We start from the raw sequence: 19,769 nt of genomic DNA, 5'->3' as shown, positions 1-19,769 counted from the left end.
CCAGCGATGGCGGAGTGTCAGGCGATGCAGGTGTTGGCTGCGCCGGCCTCATCGCGAGCAGGCTCGCTCCCACAGGTTATTCGGCGGGGGCGGAACACATGAGCACGACTCAAATCCGCTCCCACAGGCCTTTCGTTTGTTCTGGAGAAAACAATAATGAGCATTGAACGCTGGCAAACCGCGTGGCGACAACTGATCGCCCCCGGCGCGCCTTTTGAAGTGGTGACGCCCGATGACGGCGGCCCACGCTATTTCCGTCACGCCGCCCACGACCTGCTTCAGGTGATCGACGCCGGTCGTGTGCATGGTGATCGTGAGTTCCTCATCTGGCAGTCGCAACGCCTGACCTTCCAGCAATACTTCGATCAGGTCGATCGTCTGGCCGAGCAAATGATTGCTCGTTTTGGCCTGCGACCGGGCGAGCGGGTGGCGATTGCCATGCGCAACCAACCGGCATGGCTGGTGGCGTTCGCCGCTATCCAGCGTTGCGGCGCGGTGTGTGTGCCACTCAACAGTTGGGGGCTGCGCGATGAGTTGCAATACGCCTTGCAGGACAGCGGTTCGCGGCTGCTGCTATGCGACGAAGCACGCCTCGACATACTGCGCGAAAATTTGCCCCGAGAGCTACGAGCAACGATTGTTGTCGGCGTGGAAGGCGGGTCGTTACCCGAGAATTGCGTGCGTTTCGAAGACCTGATCAACGCCCCGGCATCACCATTGCCGGCGATAAAAATCGACCCCGACGCGCCGGCGCTGATCCTCTACACCTCCGGCACCACCAGCCGCGCCAAGGGCGCCGTGTCCAGTCACCGGGCGATTTGCCAGGCGCTCTTTGCCCTGGAATTCCAGGGTGCGTTTTGTGCAATGAGTTCGCCCGAGCGCATTGGCGTGGTGATCAACAGCGGTTACCTGCCCACCACGCTGGCGGCCGTTCCACTGTTTCATGTCAGCGGCTTGCATGCACAGTTTCTCTCAGCCTTGCGCGGGGGACGGCGGTTGTTGCTGATGTACAAGTGGGATGTGGAGCAGGCGCTGGACCTGATCCGCGACGAGCGTTGCACTCAGTTCAATGGCGCGCCGGTCATGATGCAGCAATTGCTCGCGTCGCCACGTTTTGGTGGCGAGCACACCGCCAGTCTGTTCGGCCTCGGTCTGGGCGGCGGCGCCTCGTCCGCCGGGGTGCTGGACAACATGCTCAAGCTCAAGCCTGATGCCATCGGCGGTGCCGGCTACGGCCTGACCGAAAGCAACGGCATTGGCGCTGCCATCGGTGGCGACCCGTTCGTGTACAAGCCGGCGACGGCGGGGTGGGCCTTGCCGATTGTCGATATCCGCATCGGCGCCGATCCGCACCAACCACAGTCGGCGGGCACGCGTGGGGTGATCTGGCTGCGTTCGCCAACGCTCATGAGCGAGTACTGGAATTTGCCCGAAGCCACGGCGCAAACCCTGCGCGACGGCTGGCTCGACACCGGCGATATCGGCTACCTCGACGACGAGGGTTTCCTCAGCATTACCGGCCGGGTCAAGGAGTTGATCAACCGCGGTGGCGAGAAGATTTCCGCCGCCGAAATCGAGACCTGCATCCTCGATATGCCCGGCGTACTGGAGGCGGCGGCGTTCGCCATCGCCGACCCGCTGCTGGGCGAAACGGTCGGGCTGGCCGTGCATGGCCAGGCGTCGACGCTGCCGCACGAGGCGCAAGTCTGCGCGTTCATCGCCGCACGCCTGGCAGGCTACAAAGTGCCGGCGCACGTCTTTCGCGTCTTCGAACCCTTGCCACGCAATGCCACGGGCAAGGTGCTCAAGGCGCAACTGCAGGAAAAGTTGGGCGCATAACGCCTCCTTAGTCTTTCCGGACGATGTTCGAGCCGGCAGAACACGAACAATGGGTCCATCCACACAGCCTTATCAGCGAAGGAGGCAATACATGAAAATAACAAGAACAGGTCTCATGCTCGCGGTCGCAGTCTCAGCCAATAGCGGGCTGATCGGTTATGCGCACGCCGAGGTATCCCCTCAGGAAGCCGCCAAACTGGGCAAGGAGCTGACCTGCGTCGGCGCCGAGCAGGCGGGGAACGCCGAGGGCACCATTCCACCGTACACCGGCAAATACCTGGGCGAGGTGCCGGGCTGGAATCACGTGAAGTATTCCGGTGATCAGCCGGTTGACCCTTACGCTGCCGAGAAGCCGATCCTGGTGATCACCGCGCAGAACATGAGCCAGTACGAGTCGCACCTGACCGAAGGGCAGAAGGCCCTGCTGAAGAAATACCCGACCACCTACAAGATGAACATCTACCCTGGCCATCGGGACTTCCGCTATCCCGATTACGTCTGCCGCCGCGCGATGGACAACGCGCTGCACGCCAAGCTGGTCAATGACGGGGAAGGTTTCACCGGGATTGGCCAGGTGCCGTTCCCGATCCCGAAAAACGGCACTGAAGTGTTGTGGAACCACCAACTGCCGGCGCGAGCCTACACCGAGGAAAAAACCTCCGACCTGGCCTCGGTCCTGCCCAACGGCAGCATCGGCTGGGGACGTGCCTACGCGCGTAACCTGTCGATGGCCAACTCACCCAACAAAGACCCCCGGACCGAGGACAAGCTTTCGGCCATGAGCAACAACATGACCCTGAAGCCGGCCCGTGACAACGGTACCCTGAGCATTGCCCATGAACCCTACAACTACGGCACGGATGCGCGTCAGGCCTGGTCCTACAGCCCGTCGACCCGGCGCGTGCGGCAACTGCCGGGTTACGGGTACGATCAGCCGATGATCGGCACCAACGGCACCATGACCGTCGACGAAGACCGCTTGTTCAACGGCTCACCAGAGCGCTACACCTGGAAACTGATCGGCAAGCGCGAGATCTACACCCCCGCCAACGCGTTCAAGGCCAATGCCGCGACCGTCAAGTACGCTGACATGCTGACGCCTAACCACCCCAACCCGGACCTGATGCGTTATGAATTGCGTCGCGTGTGGGTGCTGGAAGCCGACTTGAAGGAAGGCTATCGCCATGTCTATGGCAAGCGCGTGCTGTTCATCGACGAAGACACCTGGAATGCGGTCATGGCCGACAACTACGATGCTCGTGGGCAACTGTGGAAGCACGCCATGATCAACTACTACTACCACCCGGACATGAGCGGCTGGCAGGCCGGCTCGCAGTTCTTCCTGGACTTGAACTCTGGCCAGTACACCGGTTACGGCATGACCAACGAGTCGAAGAAGGGCCCGATCCTCAACGAAGGCAAATTCACCCCAGACCAGTACACTGCGGATGCCGCGCGAGCCATCGGCCGCTAAGCCCAGCTAAACAAAAGCCCCATCGAAAACGGATGGGGCTTTTTTTCGCCCAAAAATCCCTGTAGGAGCGAGCTTGCTCGCGAAAAACCTGAGGGCGCTGCGGGGCATCTGGTTTAACGCGTTATCGTTCACGACCATCGCGAGCAGGCTCGCTCCTACAGGGGAACATCAGTCAGTTGATCGGTTGAGAGGTGATCGACCATTGCGGATCCAGTGGCCCGATCATCTCCAGCAGCCGTTTGTAACCGGTACGCAGAATGCGCCACTCGCCTTGCAGCTTGACGTAGTGATCCTCGTAGATCGCGCTGCCGTTCAGCAGGGTCTGCGCATCGAGGTTGATGAACAGGTCGTTGAGGTACCACAGGCCCGTCGCTTCATCACCATTGACCTCGATTTCCGGGGTGTGGCCGTGGTGCATGCCGAAACGCCGGTTATTGAAGTTGGAGCGGTAGAACTCGATGGCCTGCTCCAGCCCGTTGAGTTCGAACTGGTAGGTCGGGCTGTCGAAACTGATCTTCACATCAGGGGCCAGAATGCTGCGCAGCAGGTCCAGGTTGCAGGTATCGATACCGCGGAAATAGCGGGCCTTGAGCTGTTTGATTTGCTCGATGGCAACGAGATCCATCATGGTGTTGATCTCCAGGGGAAGGGTGATGGCCATGCGGCCATTCGGTGAGTCGCTGATCGAGGCGACATCGCTGTCGCCTCGGGTTATTCAGCAAGGCAGGAAGTGGCCGCCGTTGACATCCAGTTGTGCGCCGGTAATGACCTTGGCGTAGTCGCTGGCCAGGTACAGGGCGGCCATGGCGCAGTCGCTGTCTTCGGGGATTTTGCGCAGCGCGATCTGTTGGGCGACCTGGTCGACCAGCGACTCCATCGGTACACCCAGGCGCTTGGCTTCGCTGTTGAAGTAACCGATCACCGGCGCGCCCCACATCCAGCCCATGAAGGTGGAGTTGACGCGGATACCGAACGGACCGAGATCCTGAGCCAGGTACTGCACGGCAGTTTTCAACGCGCCCTTGGAGACGGCATAGCCGGATTCCAGCTGGTTGGGGGTGCGCGTGGCCATGGTGTTGATCATGACGATGCTCCCTGACTGCTGTTTCTTCATCTGCGGCAACACGGCTTGGGTCATGTTCATGGTTCCGAACAGGTTGACGTCCATCGCGTTGCGCCAGTCGTCCATTGACGACTCGGAAGCGCTGCCCCAGGCGCCATGGGCGTAGGCGGAGTTGATCAGTGCGTCAATGCGGCCGAAATGCTCGATCGTCAGGTCGGCGAGTGTCTGGCACTGGTCGGCCTGGGTGATGTCGGTCGGGACTTTCAGGATCGGCGTGCTGTAGCCGGCGTCGCGGACGGCTTTTTCGGCCTGATCCAGTTTGGCGGGCGTGCGCGCGGCCAACACCACGGCTTTGGCCTGGTACTCCGCGGCTCGTACGGCCAGCTTGATGCCCAGGCCGGGGCCAATACCGGAAATGATGACAACTTTATCCTTCAGCAACATGGCAATTACCTTCTTGTTTTTATGAGGGGAAATGGGTCGTTCAGACGCCGCTGGCGTGCAGTTCTTCGGCGCGGCGTTTCAGGTCCAGGGCCACCTGATCGAAGGCGATTTTTACCCACGCACCGTGTTCTCGCATGATGGTGTCCTGGTTCAGGCCCAGAAAAATATCCGTGGTGAAATAGCTGCAGCGGTTGGCATCGATCGCCGTGATGTACTGGTCACGGCGGGCGGCGTCCATGTTTTCCGGGACAGGACGCTGCTCCCATGACAACAACCGCTCGGGGTCGCAGGCCACGAGGTATTCGAAGACCGGAACGGTTTCGCCGGTATCGGGGTTGCGTACCTGCATATGCACTTCGTCACCGATTTGCAGCCCGCACTGAATGCTTGGACAGAAGCTGTTCCACTGGTGGTAGTTGTCCAGATCTATCAGCACTTCCCAGACCACTCGGGCGGGGGCGTTAATTTCCACCGTGTGGGAGGTCACGATGTTTTCGGCTCTGGCCATGACTGTCTCCTGTTGTGTGATCAGTTGATGGGGCGGGAGGTGATTTGCAGGTGTTCGCTCAAGGGCTCGACCGTCTCGAGCAGGGTCTGGTAACCCGTCTCGGCGATCATCCAGCGCTCGCCGCGCTTGATGTAGCGATCCTGGTAGATCGCGCTGCCGTGCATGTGGGTGTTGTCTTCAAGGTTGATGAACACATAGCTCAGGTACCAGAGGGCCGTGGCGTGGTTGCCGTCGACCTCGATTTCCGGGGTGTGGCCGTTGTGGGTGGCCAGGCGGGTCTTGGTGAACGAGCTGCGGTAGAAGTCCAGCGCATCGCCCAGGCCGTTGACGTGGAACGAGTAGGCCGGGCTCTTGAACGACAAGGCGACGTCTTCGGTGAGCATGCCCTGGAGCATCTCGATGTTGCAGGTGTCGATGGCGCGGAAATAGCGCGCCTTGAGCTGTTTGATCAGCTCGATGGCTTGTAGATCCAACATGGGAAACCTCACTTGCCGGATGGGCGCTCGCTCAGTGATTGACGCTCAGATGACGGGCGCGATATTCGCGGTAGTCCTGGGTCATCTGTGCTTCCGTCAGACCGAAGCGCTCCAGGCTGTAGTCGTGGCTGGCACGTTTTTCCCGGCTGTTTTGCGCCAGCCAGCGCTGTGCGTCGGCTCGGGCCTGGTCGGTGAAGGGCAGATTGGCAAAGGCGTAAACCCTTTCCAGCACGTGCAGCGGCTGGGTCACCGTGTCGGCAAAGTGGATGTCGAGGAAGCGCTCGGCCGCGTGTTGTTCGCGAACCTGCAGGGTGTGACGGATGCCACGGGCCATGCGGTTGTTCCACTGTTCGCCGGCGGCTTTCGGGTCCGGGTTGTCGCTGTACATCTGCCACAGGGTGTGGGCCATGCTGGCCATCGAAGGGATGGTCTGGGCCGGTTCGCGGTGGGTCAGAATCACCTGCGCCTTGGGGAAAACCTCCAGCAGCAGGTGCAGGGTGTGCAGGTGTTGCGGGGCTTTGAGCAGCCAGCGCTGGCCGGTCGGTTCACCCCGTTGCTGCTTCTGCCATTGCAGGAATTGCAGCATCTTTTTCAGCTGGGTGTAGACCGGCCGCTGGTCTTGCTGATCCAGCCAACGGGTGTAGCTGGGCACGTTGACGTAGGCGTCCATGGCGCACATGAAGGAATGCTCCATGAGCATGAACTCTTCGTCGCAGAGCATGGCGTCCAGTGGGTGGATGGCGAGTATCTGCGGGATGACCCGGGCCATCAGCTCGACCTCGGCCCTGGCCTGGGCAATGCGCTGGGCCGGTGCGGCCAGGGTTTCGTCCGGCAGCGGTGCTGGATAGCGAGTCTCCCACCAGGCAGCCGAATAGAAGCGCGGGTCCACTGCCAGTGTGCGCTGCAGCATCGTCGTGCCGGTGCGCGGCAGACCGACGATCACCAACGGGTCGTCGATCGGTATTTCGGTGATCTGCGGATAGCGCCTCAGGTAGTCCTCCATCACCAGGCGGTTGACCAATTGCCCCACCAACCTTTCCTCCAGCAAATACAGGCCGGAGGGCGACAGTTCGGCTTCGGCGGCCAAGGCCACCAGCAGCGCCTGCAAGGACTCGCGATAGTTGTCATCGCCAAAATGGCTCAGGCCGTCAGTGCGCGCGATGGCGCTGGCCAACAGCTTGTCGACCGTCAAATCTGCAATTCGGGTGTGCGCGTTCATACGACCTCCGCGACGTCAGCCACGTTGACAACCCGTGTGGTGGGGTGGCATTGCTCCTGGGCACCGACCCAGCGCAGGCACATCGTGCCTTGGCGCACGCCAGCGGTTCGCAGCCAATTGTTCACCCCAGGATCGAGCTCACTGAGGACCAGGGTGACGCCACCGTTTTCGTCGTAGCGGGCCTGGTGTTTGTTGATGCAGATCTGGTGGTAGCGGTAGTCCAGCGACTCCATCCAGTAGTTGTTGATCTGCAGGTTCCAGAAGTCGCATTCCGGCACCTTGTCGATGTGGATGACCAGCGCTTCGTCGGCGGCCAGCGCCCAGTGCGAGTGGTAGTAGAAGATGTTCGGGTCGCCGCCCACGGACTGGCAGAGCGCCTGGTTGGCCGGTGGTAACTGATTGCTGTGCGGCAAGTAACTCTCGCTCCAGTCGGCGAACAGCCTGGCGGTGTTTTCCACGAAGCTGGACACGCGCGCCAGGCCTTGCTGGAAAGTGGCCGGGTCGAGGGCCGCCGGCTTGGCATCGGTACCGATACGCTCGATGCTCAACTTGGCCGGCACTTCGCTCCCACGGTCAAGAAACGTCTGGCGCACGATCAGCGCATTGGTGGCGTCTTCCATTTTCAACCAGTTGCCCGGTTGCGCTTCACGGCTGAGGATGATTTCAAAGTTGCCCTGGGCATCGAGCTGTAACTGGCTGGCATCGATAAACCCGGTCTGGGTCAAGGTGCCGTCGGTTTCATAACCGCCTTTCTGGGTGCCGAAACTCAGGTACGCGACACTGCCGCGCTGGCCTTTGATGCGGTACTGCAGCGTGCCGTCCAGGCGCGAATATTCGTAGAGATTGTCCGGGTTGTCGGCACCGATCTTCGCGCTCTCGTGGGAGGTTTTGAAGAAGCTGGGAAAGGCCGGGTCGGCAAATTCGATGTGCATCTCCAGGCCGATGCGCAGCAGGCGCGTGAGGTAGCGGAAGCCCTCGGCGCGGGTGGCGGCATCGGCGGGGGCTTCTGGGCGCAGAATCTGCTCGCCGCAGCGTTTGAGGTGATCGCAGAACGTGGCCCAGGTCTGGCCACTCAACAGCTGTTGTTCGTCAATAGAGCTGATTGTCATTGTTAGACTCTCTTGAGTTGAACGCCCGGCGAACCGGGCGCCGGGACTAGAACGTTTTAGTGATGATGCCGCGCTCGACCAGCACTGCGATGATGCGATCCACCGCACCCTCGGGCGTCAGCTTGCTGGTTTCGATGTGGATGTCGGGCTTGTCCGGCACCTCGTACGGCGAGTCGATGCCGGTGAAGTTCTTCAGTTCGCCACGGCGGACTTTTTTGTACAGGCCCTTCGGATCGCGCTCCTCGGCCACCGACAGCGGCGTGTCGACGAAGATCTCGATAAACTCGCCTTCCTGCAGCAGCCCGCGCGCCATTTCGCGCTCGGAACGGAACGGCGAGATGAACGCCGTCAACACGATCAGCCCGGCGTCCACGAACAGCTTCGAGACCTCGGCTACCCGGCGGATGTTTTCCACACGATCGGCATCGGTGAAGCCCAGGTCGCGGTTGAGGCCATGGCGCACGTTGTCGCCGTCGAGCAGGTAAGTGCTGCGGCCGCGAGCGTAGAGGCGGGTTTCCAGCAAGTTGGCGATGGCCGACTTGCCGGCGCCCGACAAACCGGTGAACCACAGCAATACTGGTTGCTGGCCGATCTGTTCGGCGCGGGCTTTCTTGTTCACATCCACGTGCTGCATGTGAATGTTCTGCGAGCGCCGCAGGGAGAAATCGATCAGGCCTGCGCCGATCGTGGCGTTGCTCAGGCGGTCGATGAGGATGAAGCTGCCGGTCTCGCGGTTGTCCTTGTAGGCATCGAAAGCGATCGGCTGGCTGGTGAACAGGTTGCACACACCGATCTCGTTCAGCGCCAGTTCCTTGGCCGCCAGGTGCTCCATGGTGTTGACGTTGATCTTGTACTTGGGCATCGACAAGGTCACCGGCAAGGTCTTGCCGCCGATCTTCATCAGGTACGGGCGCCCGGCGAGCATGGGCTGTTCGTGCATCCAGATCAGGCTGACCTGGAACTGGTCGGCCACGCTGGTCGGGTCCTCGGCGGTGGACAGCACATCGCCGCGACTGCAATCGACTTCATCGCTGAGGGTCAGGGTAATGGACTGTCCGGCCAGCGCTTGTTGCAGGTCACCGTCAAGGGTGACGATACGCGAGATGCGGCTCTCCTGGCCGCCCGGCAGCACCCGCACGCGGTCGCCGGGACGGACCACGCCGCTGGCGATGGTGCCGGTGAACCCACGGAAATCCAGGTTGGGGCGGTTGACCCACTGCACCGGCATGCGGAACGACAGCTTCTGCTGGCGTGCTTCGTCGATCTCGACGGTTTCCAGGTAGCCCATGAGTGTGGTGCCGCGGTACCACGGCATGTGCTCGCTTTGTTCGGTGATGTTTTCACCGCGCAACGCAGACATCGGAATCGCGGTGAAATCCTCCAGATTGATCTGCCGGGCGAAGGCGCGATAGTCCTCGACGATGGCGTTGAAGACTTTCTCCGAGTAGTCCATCAGGTCCATCTTGTTGACAGCCAATACCACCTTGCGAATGCCGAGCAGCGAGGCCAGAAAGCTGTGACGCCTGGACTGGGTCAGCACGCCGCGCCGGGCATCGATCATCACCACGGCCACGTCCGCCGTAGACGCGCCGGTCACCATGTTGCGGGTGTACTGCTCATGGCCGGGGGTGTCGGCGACGATGAACTTGCGCAGGTCGGTGGAGAAAAAACGGTAGGCCACATCGATGGTGATGCCTTGTTCGCGCTCGGCAGCCAGACCGTCCACCAACAGGGCGAAGTCCAGTTCGCCGCCTTGTGTCCCGTCTTTTTTCGAGTCGGCCTCGAGCGCTTCCATCTGGTCTTCGAAGAGCATTTTCGAATCGTAGAGCAGGCGTCCGATCAAGGTGCTCTTGCCATCGTCGACACTGCCGCAGGTAATGAAACGCAGCAGGCTCTTGTGCTCGTGGGCCTTGAGGTATTGGCCGATGTCCTCGGCAATCAGGTCAGATACGTGTGCCATCAGAAATATCCCTCTTGTTTTTTCTTCTCCATCGATGCGGACGAATCGTGGTCGATCATTCGCCCCTGACGCTCGGAAGTGCGGGTCAGCAGCATTTCCTGAATGATCTTGGGCAGGGTGTCGGCATCGGATTCGACGGCACCGGTCAGGGGGTAGCAACCGAGGGTGCGGAAGCGCACGTTGCGCATCATCGGCACTTCGCCCGGATTGAGCGGCATGCGCTCGTCGTCGACCATGATCAACATGCCGTCACGCTCCACCACTGGCCGTGGCGCGGCGAAGTACAACGGCACGATCGGGATGTTTTCCAGATAGATGTATTGCCAGATGTCCAGCTCGGTCCAGTTGGACAGGGGAAACACGCGGATCGACTCGCCCTTGTGTTTACGCGTGTTGTACAGGTGCCAAAGCTCCGGGCGCTGGTTCTTCGGATCCCAGCGATGCTGGTCGGAGCGGAAGGAAAAAATCCGTTCCTTGGCCCGGGATTTTTCTTCGTCGCGACGAGCGCCACCGAAAGCCGCGTCGAAACCGTAGTGATCCAGCGCCTGTTTCAGGCCCTCGGTCTTCATGATGTCGGTGTGGATCTGCGAGCCGTGCTTGAACGGGCTGATGCCCATTTCAATGCCTTCGGGGTTGGTGTGGGTCAGCAGGTCGACGTTCAGTTTGGCCACCATCTGATCGCGGAAGCGATACATCTCCTGGAACTTCCAGGTGGTGTCGACATGCAGTAAGGGGAAGGGCGGCTTGGCCGGGTAAAAGGCCTTCATGGCCAGGTGCAGCATGACCGCGCTGTCCTTGCCGATGGAATAGAGCATGACCGGGTTGTCGGATTCGGCGACGACCTCGCGCATGGCCTGGATGCTTTCAGCCTCCAGTCGTTGCAGGTGGGTAAGCGTCATGGATTTGCCTCTCGCTTTTTGTTGTTGTCGTTTATCAACGTACAACTGCTGCGATTCGGACTTATGCGCGACTTGATGTTTTAACATCAGGCGCAACATCTGCAGCATGGGGTCGCGGGGCAGGGGCGGGACGACCTTGGCTGGCCCATCGTCAGGGCTGACGCGCGCGGCTTGCCGACTGATCTGCGACGCCAGTTCGCGGGCGCCGCTGAGCATGGCGCTGGCTTCGGGCAAATGAAAAAGATGCAGGCGTTCGGCGTGTTCACCGGCCCAGGTGATGAAGCTCGCCGCGCGTTGCCAGTGCATACCCGAGAGCAGGGCGAACACGGTGCGTTCGGTTGATCGATGCAGGCGCTCGAAGAACGCTTCCAGGTGGGGCGCGCGCAACCCGTCTTCGTAAGGCAGCCAGAGCACCTTGCCACGATTGCTGACCGCGCGCAGTACTCCGTGACTGAGCTTGCCCTGGTCGCTGCGCGCACCGTAGTCATCGATCCAGTGGATCTCGCCGTTCTGCACCCGCGCCTGCTCGACGATGTCCCGGTAGGTGCTGCGATACCAGCGCTGCACCGCCAGCGAAGCCTTCGCCACGCGTTTTGCCGGGCGCTCGGCATTGAGCTGCCAGCGTTGCAGATAGTGGGCGGCGGTGCGTTCCGGCAAATCGATCGCGTGCAGTTGCTTGACCAGTGCCTGCATCGCTTCCAGGTGCCAGAGCAGAAACGGCAACTGATGCCGTTCCGGTGGCGTGCTGACCAGCAAGCGGTAGATGTTCAGTTCCTGCTCGGCAGAGAGGCTGCGACCTTCCCCTTGCTTGCGCCCGCGGTCGCGCACGGGCACGGCATTCCAGCCACCGGCTTGCCACGCCTTGTAGGCCGCGATGATCGTCGGCGACGAGAGCCCAGTGTCCTGGCGGATGGCTTTGAGCGTGCTGCCGGCGATGCGCAACTGCACGGCGCGCAGGCGCAGCTGATTGATCTGTGCAACGGGTAACGGATTGCCGTGGGACACAGGAACTCCTGTTAAACATCCATTTGCTGATTAGCGAAGGTGTGGATGTCTGTACTGTTCCCGGATCCGAAAAACGGCGCATAGGCTGTATGGACTACACGAAGAATAAAAACAGGAGAGACCCCATGAACGAGTCAATGGCTGTTCTGCTCGACGATGTCATCGGTATTGTTCGCGCAGCGGGCGAAGTGGTGTTGCAGGTATATCGCTCGGATTTCGAAGTGCGTGGCAAGGACGATGCCTCGCCGGTGACCGAAGCGGACGAACGTGCCGAGACCTTGATTCTGCAAGCCCTGGCTGCGCGTACCCCGCAGATTCCGGTGATATCGGAAGAGGCCGCCGCAGCCGGTCAGGTACCCGAAGTGGGCGAGCGTTTCTGGCTGGTGGACCCGCTGGATGGCACCAAGGAATTCATCAATCGCAACGGTGAATTCACCGTCAACATCGCGCTGATCGATAACGGTGAGCCCGTGCTCGGGGTGGTGCTCGCGCCTGCGCTGGAGCGTTTGTTCGCCGGTGCCCGTGGTTGTGGTGCCTTTATCGAACAGGCCGGACAACACCAGCCCATCCACTGCCGTGCAGTCTCGCCAGAGGGCCTGGACGTGGTCGCTAGCCGCTCCCATGGCGATGCCCAGGCTTTGGAGAAATTCCTCGACGGGCGCCCGGTGCGATCACTGAAAAGCGCCGGCTCATCGCTGAAGATTTGCCTGGTGGCGGCCGGCGAGGCCGACCTTTATCCGCGCCTGGGACGCACCATGGAATGGGACATTGCTGCGGGGCATGCGGTGCTGGTCGCGGCGGGTGGGCAGATCCGCACCCTTGCCGGGGATGTGCTGCGTTACGGCAAGCCTGGCCTCGACAACCCGCATTTCTACGCTCACGGTTTGTAAATGCGTTAACGGCAAAAGATCGCAGCCTCGTTGCACTCGACAGCTCCTACAGAGGGGTGTGTTTGCTGCGCTTCAATCGGGTCCGCGTTCCAGCACTTTCGTTACGTCATCGATCACGGCTTTGCTCATGGCGGTCAGGTAATGCGCGGCCCAGGCGTGGCGGTCGGTGTCTTTGGCGTAGGCGGCGTCCATCGCGAATTCTTTGGCCAGGTACAGCAGGTTGGAGGCTTGGGCCAGTGCGTCGACGACGGGCACGCCGCGACTGACGTGGAACAGCGCCTGGTTGGAGCAGTAGATGAAGGGGGTGAAACCGATGGTTTTGAGTTGTGATGAGCTGGACGGATTTTTTTTAGCCATGGTGAAACTCCTAAGCTTGAGGAGCTGCCACGTTCGTTTCCAAGCGAATGGGTGGCAGCTGTGCGCAGGTTGGAAAACCGGGAGCTTAGGAAACCGGCACGTCCGAAGACGTCCCACGCACAGCCGCCATGACACAGGATTGCAGGCGTAAACGTCTGCGGTCATGTTGGGCACGTTGTTGTTCTACGCTCGACGGGTTTCCAAGCCCGATCGCTGAAGGGTCAGCGACGTCCGGAGAGTATCCCGTCGAAGAAAAACGCAACAAGGCATCAAAGTGCCCAAACGCGAGATTCGGAGTTTGCCTACAAGGTCCTACGGCGTCATCCGATATTGCGACACTAAAGGTAAACGCGGCTAAACGTGACGAGCACTTTTTTAAGTTCACCCCACCAGATGCCCCGTCATATCCCCCACCATGTCCAACTGCGAATAATCCCTAAAACTGAACCGCCACACCCCGTCCACACGCTCGAACTCGTCAAGGTAACGCCCGGCCGCGATGGGTTGCAGGGGCAGGGTGTCGGTGGCTTGCAATACCGTGTAACTGGAGCGCACCGTCGCGGTGCCCGAGGTTTCGTCGATGTCGATGATGGGGTTGCTGATGATGTGTCTGGTGCGGGGTGTGCCGCAGGGGTAGCGCTTGATGCGTTGCTGCCAGATCCCCAGCAGATCGTTGTGATCCAGCAAGCCCTGGCGCTGCACCTTGATGCGGGCATGGCGGAACAGTTCGGCGGCTTCGATCAGTTGGCCGCTATCGAGGTATTCGGCGTAGCGGTAGAGCAGGTTGCTGATCTGCAGGGCGCTGTTGCTCATGGCGATCCTCATAAAAAAAAGCCGCCGCAACCCGTAAGGATGGCAGCGGCAAAAGGGTGGGAAGTACTCAGGCCGTCACGGCCTGTACCGGGGCGCGAAGCACGGCGGGGTTTTTCATCTGTTGGCGGTAACGTGGCAGCGCCAGGGTCAGGAACACGCTGGCCAGCACCAGCATCGACACGGAGGCAGCCAGGGCATAGCGCAGGGATTCAGTGCCCAGGCTCGGCACAAAGAAGTCGCTGAGCATCCCGACCAACAGCGGCCCGACACCCACGCCCAGCAGGGTCATGGACATGACGAAAATCGCCGTGGCCTGGGCCAGTCGCGTGGCCGGGAACAGGTGGGTGATGGCGCTCAGGCAAGGCGTCGCCCACCACACGCCAAAGAAACCGAAGGCGCTGTAGAACAGGAACGCTTGCGGTACGGCGATGCTGCCAATGTGGAACGCGGTGCCCTGTGGCCAGAGGAAGTACGCCAGCGCGAAGGGGATGCTGATCAGCGTGCCCAGCAGCGGCACGCCGATTTGCCAGCCGACGTCGCGGCGCGCCATGCGGTCGGTGAGCAGGCCACAGACCAGGGTGCCGACGGTCGAACCGGTGCCACCCACCACGCCGACCAGAAACCCGGCCTCTTGCATGTTCAGCCCGTGGGAGCGGATCAGGAAGCTCGGGCTCCAGGTGCCGATGGCGTAGCCGGCAATTGCCGCCGCGCCACCGGTGAGGACCAGCCACAGGAACGAGGGCATCTGGAACAACTCGACGAGGGTTTTCAGCCAGCCATCCTGTTGCACCGTGACGTTGCTCAGCGGCACGACGCGTTTGGGAGCGCGCACGGTGAAAAGCAGCAGCAGACCGAGGAATATGCCGGGCGCGCCGATCAGCAGGAAGGCGTAGCGCCAGCCATGGTGCTGGGCGATCCAGCCGCCCAGGCCAAGGCCGACAATCGCCCCCAGGCTGGAACCGAGCATCAGGAAGGCCAGGGCCGTTGAGCGGCGGTTGGCCGGGTATAAATCCGACACCATCGCCACCGACGGCGCCGTGCCGCCGGCCTCACCCACGGCGACACCGATGCGCGCCAGCACCAGGGTCAAGAAGTTGCCGGCCATGCCGCAGAGCATGGTCATCAGGCTCCAGGCGATGCAGCTGAACGCGATCACCGGCTTGCGCCCGATACGGTCCGACAGACGCCCCAGCGGGAAGCCGAACACGGTGTAGAACACCGCGAAGGTGACGCCCGAGAGCAGGCCGATCCCGGTGTCGGAAATGCCGAATTCGAGCTTCACCGGCTCGATCAGGATCGCCATCAACTGGCGGTCGATGTAGTTGAACACATAGATGCTGGCGAGCACGAAAAGCGCGTAATGCGTTCGCCATGTCACGGGGGTGGATTGGTTCACTGCGGGTGCTCCCGGTTTTATTCTGGTGGTCGCGATACTCGGCTTGCCGCGGTTTTTTCTCATCGTCCGTTCAGACCATTTTTCCCCGGCGGGCAAACCGCCGTACACCATAGCGAACCTAGTCTTGTCGGACGATGTTTCGCTCGCGCTCAGGATCAATCATTCAGCCCATCTTCGCTGGTCAGTCAGCACTAGCCCCGTTTGTGGCGGGCCAGGCGACCACCCGAAAACTATAAGAAGCTGAGGAATTGAAATGAGCGTCCTGTTCGAGCCGGTCACCCTGGGCGAGCTGCAACTGGCCAACCGCATTGTCATGGCGCCGATGACACGCAGCCGCGCCCTGGTCGATGCGATACCCGGCCGTGACATGGTCGAGTACTACCGCCAGCGCGCCAGTGCCGGGCTGATTGTGGCCGAGGGTACGGCGCCTTCCGCCAGCGGCCTGGGCTATTGCCGCACACCGGCCATCTACAGCCGCGAGCAGATCGCCGGTTGGCGGCAGGTGACCGACGCGGTGCATGCCGAGGGCGGGCGCATCGTCCTGCAGCTGATGCACGTCGGCCGCGCCGCCAGTCAGCATAACAAACCTGAGGGGGCCGCTACGGTGGCACCTTCGGCCCTGCGTGCGCGTACCCAGGTATTCAGTGACAGCGCGGGGCTGGTGGACACCGACGAACCCGAGGCGCTGACCTTGCAAGGCATCGGCGAGGTCATCGCAGACTATCGCCAGGCCGCCTTGAATGCGCGCCAGGCCGGGTTCGACGGCGTCGAGCTGCACTGCACCAGCGGCTATCTGCCGATGCAATTCATGGCCAGCGGCAGCAACCAGCGCAGCGATGCCTACGGCGGCGATGCGAGCGCTCGAGTGCGTTTTGCCAGGGAAGTGATCGAGGCCATGGCCGCTGCAATCGGCGCCGGGCGTGTCGGATTTCGCCTGTGCCCCGGCAACCCTTACAACGACATCGAAGACCACGACCCGGCGGCCACTGCGGCGGCCCTGTGCGAAGCCGTCGCGCCGCTGGGCCTGGCTTACTTGCACATCATGCGTTCGCCGCTGGCCGACCTCGATGCCTTCGCGCTGGCGCGCCAGCACAGCCCTCACGCGTTGATTCTCAACGACGGTTTCGACGGCCCGTCGGCCAGCGCAGCACTCGCGTCGGGCGAGGGGGCTGCGGTGTCGTTCGGTCGTCATTTTATTGCCAACCCCGACCTGGTCGAGCGCTTGAAGCACGGCCTGCCATTGAGTCGCTTCGACCGCAAGACCCTCTACACGCCGGGCTCCACCGGCTACTCGGATTACCCCGCCTATCAAGCAGCTGCCCGGGAGGTGGCGCAATGAACCTGAATGACATGAACCACGTCCTGCCGAAGCACCCCGTGCCACGGGAACACACCCAGGCACTGCTCGACAAGCGCTCGGCGGCTGCGGGGCTGATCAAACCCGGCGACCTCTACACCCTGGCCGACCGTCTGGAGCAGCAAGCGCGCGAACAAGGTGAGCGGACGTTTCTGATCTACGGCGATCAGACCCTGAGTTACTCGCAGGTCGATGCACGGGCCAACCAGATGGCCCACACCTTTTACGCCAACGGCTTGCGTGCCGGCGATGTCTGCGCGCTGGCCATGGAAAACCGCCCGGCGTTCTTTTGCACCTGGTTCGGCCTGGTCAAGCTCGGCGTGGTGGTGGCGTTCATCAATACCCAGGTCAACGGCCGCCCGCTGTTGCACGCCTTGCACACCACCGAGGCCAAGGCATTGGTGATCGGCGAGGAATGCCTGGCCAATGTGCAGGCCACCGAGGGTTTTCCGGACGTGCCATGCTGGCTGATCCGCGACGCGGAAAATCCGTGGACCGAAGCACTGCCCAAAGGCATCGACGGGCATTTCGATGCGCGTCTGGAGAAAGCCCCGAGCACGCCGTTCCCGCGTGATATCCGTGCGCACATCGAAGCGCAGACCCCGACGCTGCTGATCTTCACCTCCGGCACCACCGGCTTGCCCAAGGCCGCGCGCTACAGCCACATGCGCTGGATGTCTTCCGGCGATGTGATGCAACCGACCCTCAATGTCACGTGCGAAGACGTGTTCTATTGCTGCTTGCCGCTGTACCACGGTGCCGCCGCCACGTCGGTGACGTCGACTGCGCTGCGGGCCGGCGCGGCCATCGTGGTGCGCCGCAAATTCAGCGTGCGTGAGTTCTGGAGCGACGTGGCGCGCCATCAGATCAGCATCTTCCAGTACATCGGCGAAATCTGCCGCTACCTGCTCAATCAGCCGGCGCGGCCGGACGAGCGTGAGCACAGCCTGCGCTGCATGCTCGGCGCCGGTCTGGCGCCTGATTCGTGGCAGCGCTGGCTGGAACGCTTTGGTCCGATCCAGGTGTTCGAAGGCTGGGGCGCCACCGAGGCCAATGCGGCGCTGATCAACGTCGACAACTATTTCGGCTCCTGCGGACGCGTGCCGGACTGGAACAAGACCAACCTGCGGTTGATCCGTTACGACATTGAAAACGACTGCCATCCACGGGACGACAACGGTTTTTATCAAGTCTGCGAAGTGGGCGAGATCGGCGAGGCGATGGGCTTCATTGTCGATCATCCGCAAATCGGCGGCGGGCGTTTCGAGGGCTACACCTCCAGCGAAGCCACCGAGAACAAGATTCGCCGCAATGTCTTGCGTGAGGGCGATGCCTACTGGAGTTCCGGCGATTTGCTGCGCGAGGACGCCGACGGCTACTGCTATTTCGTCGACCGCATCGGCGATACCTATCGTTGGAAGAGCGAGAACGTCTCGACCCAGGAAGTGGCGGACGCCCTGAGCGATCTGTCGGGCCTTGAGTTGATCAATATCTATGGCGTGCAGGTGCCGGGCCATGAAGGCCGCGCCGGCATGGCGGCGGTGCTGATGCAGGCGGACCAGACCTTTGATCCGGCCGCGCTGTACGACCTCACTGAAGCGCGCCTGCCGCGCTATGCCGCCCCGGTGTTCGTGCGGGTGACGCGTTCGGCAGACCTGACCGCCAGCTACAAATTGCGCAAGGTCGATTTGCAGCGACAGGGCTATTGCCCACGCCGTTGCAGCGATCCGCTGTTTATCCGTGACGACAAAGCCCGCACCTATGTGCCCTATTCAGAAGAGGCATTGACGCACGCTGGCTTGACGCCTTTCGCGGTGGCCGACCATGACTGATCTCGACGCCAACGGTCACGAACTGCGCGGCGGCCTGCGCTATCCCTGGCCGCAGGCACCGGAGGCCGGGCAGGTGCGCGAAGTGGCACCGGGCGTGTGGTGGCTGCGCATGCCGCTGCCGTTTCGCCTGGACCACATCAACCTCTACCTGCTGCGCCACACCGATGGCTGGGTGGTGGTCGACACCGGGATGAACACCGACCAGACCCGCGAAGTATGGGACCGGGTGCTGAGTGAAGTGTGTGGCGGGCTGCCGCTGCTGGCGGTGGTCTGCACGCACTTTCATTCCGATCACGCCGGCGTGGCCGCGTGGCTTTCCGAGCGTTTTCACTGCCCGGTGTACATGACCGCCAGCGAGTTCCAGTCGTTGCATGTCCGGTTCCCCGGCGATCAACCGCCAGGTTGGGATTTCCTCGACTTCTACCGCAAGGCGGGCGTCGACGATGCACAGAGCACCGAGATGTTCGGGGTGATGAGCAACGCGCATTTCCTGCCGGCACCACTGAACCATTTCCGTCGTTTGCACGAGGGTAGCCGCCTGCACATCGGTGGCCGTGACTGGCAGGTAGTCGTCGGTCGCGGCCACTCGCCGGAACACGCCTGCCTGTATGCCGCCGACGATGGCCTGTTGATCTCCGGCGATCAGGTGTTGCCGCGCATTACCTCCACCGTCGGCGTCCACGCCACCGAACCGTTGGCCGATCCGCTGCGTGACTGGCTCGAATCCATCGAACGCCTGCGTGCCTTGCCCGACAGCGTGTTGGTACTGCCGGCGCACGAGCGGCCGTTCTTCAATCTGCATCAGCGCCTGGATCAGCTGGAAGCCCATCACCGCGGGCATCTGGCGTTGGTTCTGGCCACCTGTGACGAGCCACGCACCGTGCTCGAACTGATGGCCGTGTTGTTTCCCCGGTTATCGGGTCGTTTCGACGAGCTGATGGCACTGGGCGAGACGTTGGCCCATGCCAACTACCTGGTGGCCGAAGGGTCGCTGGCGCGGGAAGAGGACCGGGGGCGCTATCGCTACCGGAGTGCTGTAAGGGGAGCGTGCGCTGTTACACCGCCCAATGTGTTTTGAGCGGACGGCACGGCAGCAGTGTTGAACATTCCAGGCAACCCGTCGGTTGC

The 19,769-nt window shown here is 61.9% G+C and carries 17 protein-coding genes; 6 read left to right on the top strand and 11 right to left on the bottom strand.

Features of this window, described 5'->3' with window-relative positions:
• The first annotated feature begins 156 nt into the window (after nucleotides 1–156).
• Both ACIPL2_RS02785 and ACIPL2_RS02780 read left to right on the top strand, forming a co-directional pair.
• A complete protein-coding gene (locus ACIPL2_RS02785; protein WP_401352783.1) occupies nucleotides 157–1,839 on the top strand; it encodes a class I adenylate-forming enzyme family protein in 1,683 nt (560 codons plus the stop codon).
• Nucleotides 1,840–1,930: 91 nt separating this feature from the next.
• Nucleotides 1,931–3,313, top strand: coding sequence for a DUF1329 domain-containing protein (locus ACIPL2_RS02780; RefSeq protein WP_401352781.1), 1,383 nt, complete (start codon nucleotides 1,931–1,933; stop codon nucleotides 3,311–3,313).
• 172 nt (nucleotides 3,314–3,485) lie between these two features.
• Here the strand turns inward: ACIPL2_RS02780 and ACIPL2_RS02775 are convergent, their stop codons facing one another.
• The 8 genes from ACIPL2_RS02775 to cysD all read right to left on the bottom strand — a co-directional run bounded on the left by ACIPL2_RS02775 (nucleotide 3,486) and on the right by cysD (nucleotide 11,078).
• Nucleotides 3,486–3,941, bottom strand: coding sequence for a nuclear transport factor 2 family protein (locus ACIPL2_RS02775; protein ID WP_401352779.1), 456 nt, complete (start codon nucleotides 3,939–3,941; stop codon nucleotides 3,486–3,488).
• 87 nt (nucleotides 3,942–4,028) lie between these two features.
• Nucleotides 4,029–4,820 (bottom strand): SDR family oxidoreductase, encoded by a 792-nt coding sequence (locus ACIPL2_RS02770; RefSeq protein WP_401352777.1) that lies wholly within the window; start codon nucleotides 4,818–4,820, stop codon nucleotides 4,029–4,031.
• A 40-nt stretch (nucleotides 4,821–4,860) separates the two neighbouring features.
• The gene (locus ACIPL2_RS02765; RefSeq protein ID WP_401352776.1) at nucleotides 4,861–5,328 is read right to left on the bottom strand and encodes an SRPBCC domain-containing protein; all 468 of its coding nucleotides are present in this window, start codon (nucleotides 5,326–5,328) and stop codon (nucleotides 4,861–4,863) included.
• A gap of 20 nt (nucleotides 5,329–5,348) precedes the next feature.
• A complete protein-coding gene (locus ACIPL2_RS02760; RefSeq protein WP_401352774.1) occupies nucleotides 5,349–5,804 on the bottom strand; it encodes a nuclear transport factor 2 family protein in 456 nt (151 codons plus the stop codon).
• 31 nt (nucleotides 5,805–5,835) lie between these two features.
• Nucleotides 5,836–7,023, bottom strand: a complete 1,188-nt coding sequence (locus ACIPL2_RS02755; RefSeq protein ID WP_401352772.1) for a sulfotransferase family protein — start codon at nucleotides 7,021–7,023, stop codon at nucleotides 5,836–5,838.
• Nucleotides 7,020–8,132 carry a DUF1214 domain-containing protein gene (locus ACIPL2_RS02750; protein WP_401352771.1) on the bottom strand — a complete coding sequence of 371 codons (1,113 nt, stop codon included), beginning with the start codon at nucleotides 8,130–8,132 and terminating at the stop codon, nucleotides 7,020–7,022. The genes ACIPL2_RS02755 and ACIPL2_RS02750 overlap by 4 nt, the downstream gene beginning before the upstream one ends.
• Nucleotides 8,133–8,178: 46 nt before the next feature.
• Nucleotides 8,179–10,092 carry a sulfate adenylyltransferase subunit CysN gene (gene cysN / locus ACIPL2_RS02745; RefSeq protein ID WP_401352769.1) on the bottom strand — a complete coding sequence of 638 codons (1,914 nt, stop codon included), beginning with the start codon at nucleotides 10,090–10,092 and terminating at the stop codon, nucleotides 8,179–8,181.
• Nucleotides 10,092–11,078, bottom strand: a complete 987-nt coding sequence (gene cysD, locus ACIPL2_RS02740) for a sulfate adenylyltransferase subunit CysD (protein ID WP_401353348.1) — start codon at nucleotides 11,076–11,078, stop codon at nucleotides 10,092–10,094. The genes cysN and cysD overlap by 1 nt, the downstream gene beginning before the upstream one ends.
• A 1,043-nt stretch (nucleotides 11,079–12,121) precedes the next feature.
• On the opposite strand from cysD, the gene cysQ reads away from it, so the two are divergent.
• Nucleotides 12,122–12,886, top strand: a complete 765-nt coding sequence (gene cysQ / locus ACIPL2_RS02735; RefSeq protein ID WP_401352767.1) for a 3'(2'),5'-bisphosphate nucleotidase CysQ — start codon at nucleotides 12,122–12,124, stop codon at nucleotides 12,884–12,886.
• Nucleotides 12,887–12,958: 72 nt separating this feature from the next.
• Here cysQ and ACIPL2_RS02730 read toward each other — a convergent pair whose 3' ends face one another.
• The 3 genes from ACIPL2_RS02730 to ACIPL2_RS02720 all read right to left on the bottom strand — a co-directional run bounded on the left by ACIPL2_RS02730 (nucleotide 12,959) and on the right by ACIPL2_RS02720 (nucleotide 15,452).
• Entirely contained in the window at nucleotides 12,959–13,243 is a 285-nt protein-coding gene (locus ACIPL2_RS02730; protein ID WP_401352765.1) for a DUF3077 domain-containing protein, read from the bottom strand.
• A gap of 381 nt (nucleotides 13,244–13,624) precedes the next feature.
• Complete coding sequence (locus ACIPL2_RS02725) at nucleotides 13,625–14,056, bottom strand: nuclear transport factor 2 family protein (protein WP_401352763.1); 432 nt, start codon at nucleotides 14,054–14,056, stop codon at nucleotides 13,625–13,627.
• A gap of 67 nt (nucleotides 14,057–14,123) precedes the next feature.
• Complete coding sequence (locus ACIPL2_RS02720) at nucleotides 14,124–15,452, bottom strand: spinster family MFS transporter (protein ID WP_401352762.1); 1,329 nt, start codon at nucleotides 15,450–15,452, stop codon at nucleotides 14,124–14,126.
• 253 nt (nucleotides 15,453–15,705) lie between these two features.
• On the opposite strand from ACIPL2_RS02720, the gene ACIPL2_RS02715 reads away from it, so the two are divergent.
• From ACIPL2_RS02715 to ACIPL2_RS02705, 3 genes are read left to right on the top strand one after another with little or no spacing between them, the layout of a single operon-like run.
• Nucleotides 15,706–16,791, top strand: a complete 1,086-nt coding sequence (locus tag ACIPL2_RS02715) for an alkene reductase (protein ID WP_401352760.1) — start codon at nucleotides 15,706–15,708, stop codon at nucleotides 16,789–16,791.
• Nucleotides 16,788–18,641 carry a long-chain-acyl-CoA synthetase gene (locus ACIPL2_RS02710; protein ID WP_401352758.1) on the top strand — a complete coding sequence of 618 codons (1,854 nt, stop codon included), beginning with the start codon at nucleotides 16,788–16,790 and terminating at the stop codon, nucleotides 18,639–18,641. Before ACIPL2_RS02715 ends, ACIPL2_RS02710 begins: the two co-directional genes overlap by 4 nt.
• Nucleotides 18,634–19,719, top strand: a complete 1,086-nt coding sequence (locus ACIPL2_RS02705) for an MBL fold metallo-hydrolase (protein WP_401352756.1) — start codon at nucleotides 18,634–18,636, stop codon at nucleotides 19,717–19,719. The genes ACIPL2_RS02710 and ACIPL2_RS02705 overlap by 8 nt, the downstream gene beginning before the upstream one ends.
• The last annotated feature ends 50 nt before the right edge of the window (nucleotides 19,720–19,769 follow it).

Origin of the sequence: Pseudomonas sp. NPDC086251, assembly GCF_044746405.1 — a bacterium.
Taxonomy (GTDB): Bacteria; Pseudomonadota; Gammaproteobacteria; order Pseudomonadales; family Pseudomonadaceae; genus Aquipseudomonas.
Note: the sequence above shows the minus strand (reverse complement) of the source record. Positions and strands in the feature narration are given on the sequence as shown.